General features: G+C 69.1%; 4 protein-coding genes. 3 read left to right on the top strand and 1 reads right to left on the bottom strand.

The window, feature by feature from the left end:
- Nucleotides 1-109 precede the first annotated feature (109 nt).
- Entirely contained in the window at nt 110-1,426 is a 1,317-nt protein-coding gene (locus tag ACWELQ_RS40665; RefSeq protein ID WP_452402321.1) for an oxygenase MpaB family protein, read from the bottom strand.
- Between the two features lie 94 nt (nt 1,427-1,520).
- Here ACWELQ_RS40665 and ACWELQ_RS40660 point away from each other — a divergent pair, with 94 nt between their 5' ends.
- The 3 genes from ACWELQ_RS40660 to ACWELQ_RS40650 all read left to right on the top strand — a co-directional run.
- Nucleotides 1,521-2,108 carry a TetR/AcrR family transcriptional regulator gene (locus tag ACWELQ_RS40660; protein ID WP_452402320.1) on the top strand — a complete coding sequence of 196 codons (588 nt, stop codon included), beginning with the start codon at nt 1,521-1,523 and terminating at the stop codon, nt 2,106-2,108.
- Between the two features lie 182 nt (nt 2,109-2,290).
- Entirely contained in the window at nt 2,291-2,458 is a 168-nt protein-coding gene (locus ACWELQ_RS40655; RefSeq protein ID WP_452402319.1) for a hypothetical protein, read from the top strand.
- 120 nt (nt 2,459-2,578) lie between these two features.
- Nucleotides 2,579-3,808: hypothetical protein (locus ACWELQ_RS40650; protein ID WP_452402318.1), on the top strand; the 1,230-nt coding region annotated here is incomplete at its 3' end.

Below are 3,808 nucleotides of genomic sequence, written 5' to 3'. Positions count from 1 at the left end.
AACCGTCACAGACCCCACCACGCCCAGCATAGGCAGCGCCGAGTGGAAAACCCTGGAGGCCGATTCGGACAAATCTCCTCCAGGGTGTGCCACTCGACGAGAAGGCGGGTTAGGGGGAGGAGGTGTAAGTGGCTGCGTCGGTGGTGTATTCGGGGTTGCCGTAGGTGGCCAGGCGACTTCTGATGACGCGGAGGGTGTGGTTGTCGGCGGCTGCTCGCAGTGCGGGGTGTTCTCCGGCGATGGTCATCAGCAGGAAGCGGATGATGATGAACGGGGCTGTCGCAGCCACGCGGGTGAAGTCGCTCGGGCGGAGGTGGACGCTCATGGCGGCTGCGGCTTTTCGGTTGCCGCCCGCGAATCCGAGGAAGAAGGCTCGGCTCCAGCTGTTTTCGACGGCTTCGGCGGCGCGGTCGAAAGGTGTGCGGGTGGGGCGCAGGTAGGCGTCCATGGTGGAGCGGACGAGTTCGCCGCAGGTGGCGTCGTCGAAGCCGTCGCGCAGGAGGGCGGCGCGGGCGTGGAAGACGTCGATGATGCCCTCGGCGGTGGTGGGGAGGAGTTCCTCGGGGAGGCCCAAGAGAAAGCAGCGGTAGCGGCTGAATTCGAGCATGGCGCGTTCGCGCGGGGTGAATTCGGTGCGGCCGCGCCACCGGGCGAGGACGGCCAGCAGGTACATGTTGATGAGTCCGGCGGGCATCTGGTCGACCTGGGGGACGGGGATGCCGTAGACGTCGGCGTCCCAGCGCGTGGAGCGTTCGAGGGCGTTGTAGCGCACCATCGAATGCATGAGCCGCACCATGGCGGCGGCTTCGAAGCCCTCGCCGTGGCGGGCGAGCGCGCCGGGCAGGGTGGTCACGGTGAAGAAGGTCGCGGTCTCGTTGACCCGGTGCGCGGCCCGGCGTCCCGACAGCGCACCCGTGATGGCCATCGGCAGGGCGGCGTACGTATTGAGGAAGGTGGCGAGGAACGCGCCGCGAATCAGGAAGGGCGACAGGTAGGCCGCGCCGATGCGCATGTGCCGCGCGCCCTGCTCGACGAGGTCCATATCCACCCAGGCGGGGGTGGCCTCCATGGCCGCGAGAAATGCGCGCAGCTCGGCGGGCGCGTCGGGGACCGAGTCGATGCCGTCGCGGCACGCCCGCCGCAGCATCCCGATCAGACCCGGGACGCCGTAGCGCGCGACCAGCGCGGCGTAGGGGTCGGCGACCACATCGCCGAGCATGGTCGCCGTCCGCATCAATTCGACCATGCGGTCATCGGCGAGCAGCGGCTCGCGCGCGGCCACCCACTTCGGCAGTGAGGACTTGTCGCCGGGATCGGTGGTGAATCGGTAAGGGGAGGTGTGGAAGTCGATGCCGCCGTAGAGGCCGGGCTGTGAATCTCGTTGACCGCGTACTCGTTCAGCGAGTTCGGGGTAGTGGAGCGTCATCGGCACACCTCAACTTTCAACCTGTTAGTTAGAGACTGACAGGTTGTAAGTTAAGCTGTCAAGGGTGACGAGCGCCCCCGGTGTACGCAGGCGGATGACCGCGGAGAACCGCCGCGAGCAGATCCTCGACATCACCCACGCCATCGTCGACGCCGAAGGCTTCCACGCCGCCACTCCGAATCGCATCGCCGAGGCCGCGGGCATCACCCGCCCGGTCCTCTACCAGCAGTTCGGCGACCTGGCCGGTGTCTTCATCGCCCTCATCGACCGCGAATCCGCGCGTGCCGCAACCCAATTCGCCGAAGCGATCACCCAGGTACGCGACTCCGACCCGTTCATCAACGCCTTCGCCGGGTCCATCCACGCCATCGACGAGCACCCGGCGACCTGGCGCTTGTTCCTCTTCCCGCCCGAGGGCGCGCCGCCCGAACTGCATCAGCGCCTCGCCGAATCCCAGAAGGTCGTTCAGGCCTTCTTGGAACAGGAACTGCTGCAAGCCTTCCCGAAGCTTCCCGACCCCGACTACACCGCCCGAATCCTGCACGCCTCCGGCCGCGAACTCCTCCGCCTCCGGCTCACCGACCCCGCCGACGCCACCACCGACCGGCTGATCGCCCTCGTCCGCCACCTCCGCACCAATGTCCTTCCACCACAGGACAAAAGAACCGGTCCGCTCACCTGACCGCCTTCCGAGACATTTCCGCAGCCACCCCGTACGGACAGCGCGCAGCGTGGCTCGGCCCGACCGGGCGATCGCCTGACCCTGCCTGCCATGGACGCGGAGTCCGAGACCGCATCGCGCGACGGCCGTGTCGACCTCCATCGTCGCCCGTATCCGGCCGCGGCTTGTAGTAGACAAGGGGCATGGCGAGACAGACGGTCGTGGTGCTCCTCATCGTCGTGATGGTCGCCCTCATCATCGGCGTGGACATTCTGGTGTTCCGGCACCATTTCTGGGCGCGGCTGCTGGCCAATGCCGGGATCGTGCTGATCTTCGCGGCCTGCTATCTGCGCTTCGTGAAGGGGACCTGAGGCGCGGCGGAGTCCAGGGCGAGTCCCACCCAGCCGGACCGATCGCTCAAAGTCGCGGCGCGTGGGCGGCTCGCTTGCCACGCTCGGGGGACATCCCATCAGCGTGGAGGGAGTGAGCCCGTGCCGGATTCGCTGCGACTGTCGGCGCTGGGCGGTGACTCGGCCGCGGTGCTGCGCGTCATCGCCCACTTCGACGCGTTCGACGAGTCCGCCGCCAATGCCGACACCGTGATTCGCGCCGCCGCCCTGCTGGCCGAATGCCCGGTCGGCGCGATTTGGTCCTCCGGCACTGTGATTCGCTACGACGCCGCCGGTCGGCTGCTGCCCGCGATCTCCACCGCTGTGCACGATTCGGCCGGGGCTGATCCCGCGGTGTGGCTGGAGCGGCGGGCGTCCTGCACAGCGCGGGGCGCGTGCCTGTCCGCATCGGAAACCGCCGGTATCTCGCGTCCGGGGCGACTACGAGACCGGGGCGAGGGCGCTGATCGGGGGTGCGGCGTGGATCCCGGCCACGCAACGCATCCCGACTGTGCGCCGCATCCCGACTGCGCCGCGCATCCGCTGGATCCGGTGGTGGTGGATCGGGTCAGGCATTGCCTGCGGGTGGTTTCGGCGCGACGGGCGGCGAATCCGTTGCGGATGGATGATCCGGCGCTGCTGGAAGTGGTGCTGTCGGGGAAGGAACGGCGCGAGGATCGGGTACGGGCGATGCGCCTACTCGGGTTGGATCCGGCGCGCGCCACCCGCGTGCTCGCGGTGGCGGGGCCGGGTGCGGCCGAGGCGGTCCGGATCATCGGCGAGCACGTCCCGATGCTGCGGCACGCAGTCATCGGGGCGACGGTCGCTGTGCTGGTTCAAGATCCGGCGCTGTCGAGCCGGGCAGCAGATCACGGCCGCGGTGGTGCGGACTCGCCCGCCGCGGGCGAGGATTCCCAGCGCCTGCGCGGCATTCCGGCTGGAGCCTCGTGGCGGCCCGAGCTGTCACCAACTCCGGTGCTTCGCGGCGGGATCGCTCAGGGGCAGGGCCAGGGGCGGCACGATCACGGAAATGGGCCAGGGTTCGAGCGGCAGCACGCGTCGGACTCGGCTGGTGGCCTGGGTGTCACGATGCGTCGCGCGGGGCAGGTGGCAATGGCCGATCATGCCTTCTCGGATGCGTTGAATTTTGCTGTGGTGCACGCATTTCCAGCGTCACGAACCGGGGCGGGCGGGCCGTGGATCGGGATGGGGGAGCGGGTGGCGGCGGTGGCGGCGGCGACCTCGTGGGAGCAGGCGCGGCGGGCGTTGCGGTTCGCGTCGTCGACGTGGCATGGGCGGCGGGTGGTGGCGTTCGAGCGGTTGGGGTCGCTG

The organism is Nocardia sp. NPDC004722, from assembly GCF_053601505.1.
The sequence above is the reverse complement of the archived record's forward strand: the minus strand, read 5'-3'. Positions and strand labels throughout refer to the sequence as shown.

Excerpts from the sequence above, each read along its gene's own strand:
- ACWELQ_RS40665 (WP_452402321.1), bottom strand. The coding sequence starts at position 1,426 with ATGACGCTCCACTACCCCGAACTCGCTGAACGAGTACGCGGTCAACGA.
- ACWELQ_RS40660 (WP_452402320.1), top strand. The coding sequence starts at position 1,521 with ATGACCGCGGAGAACCGCCGCGAGCAGATCCTCGACATCACCCACGCC.
- ACWELQ_RS40655 (WP_452402319.1), top strand. The coding sequence starts at position 2,291 with ATGGCGAGACAGACGGTCGTGGTGCTCCTCATCGTCGTGATGGTCGCC.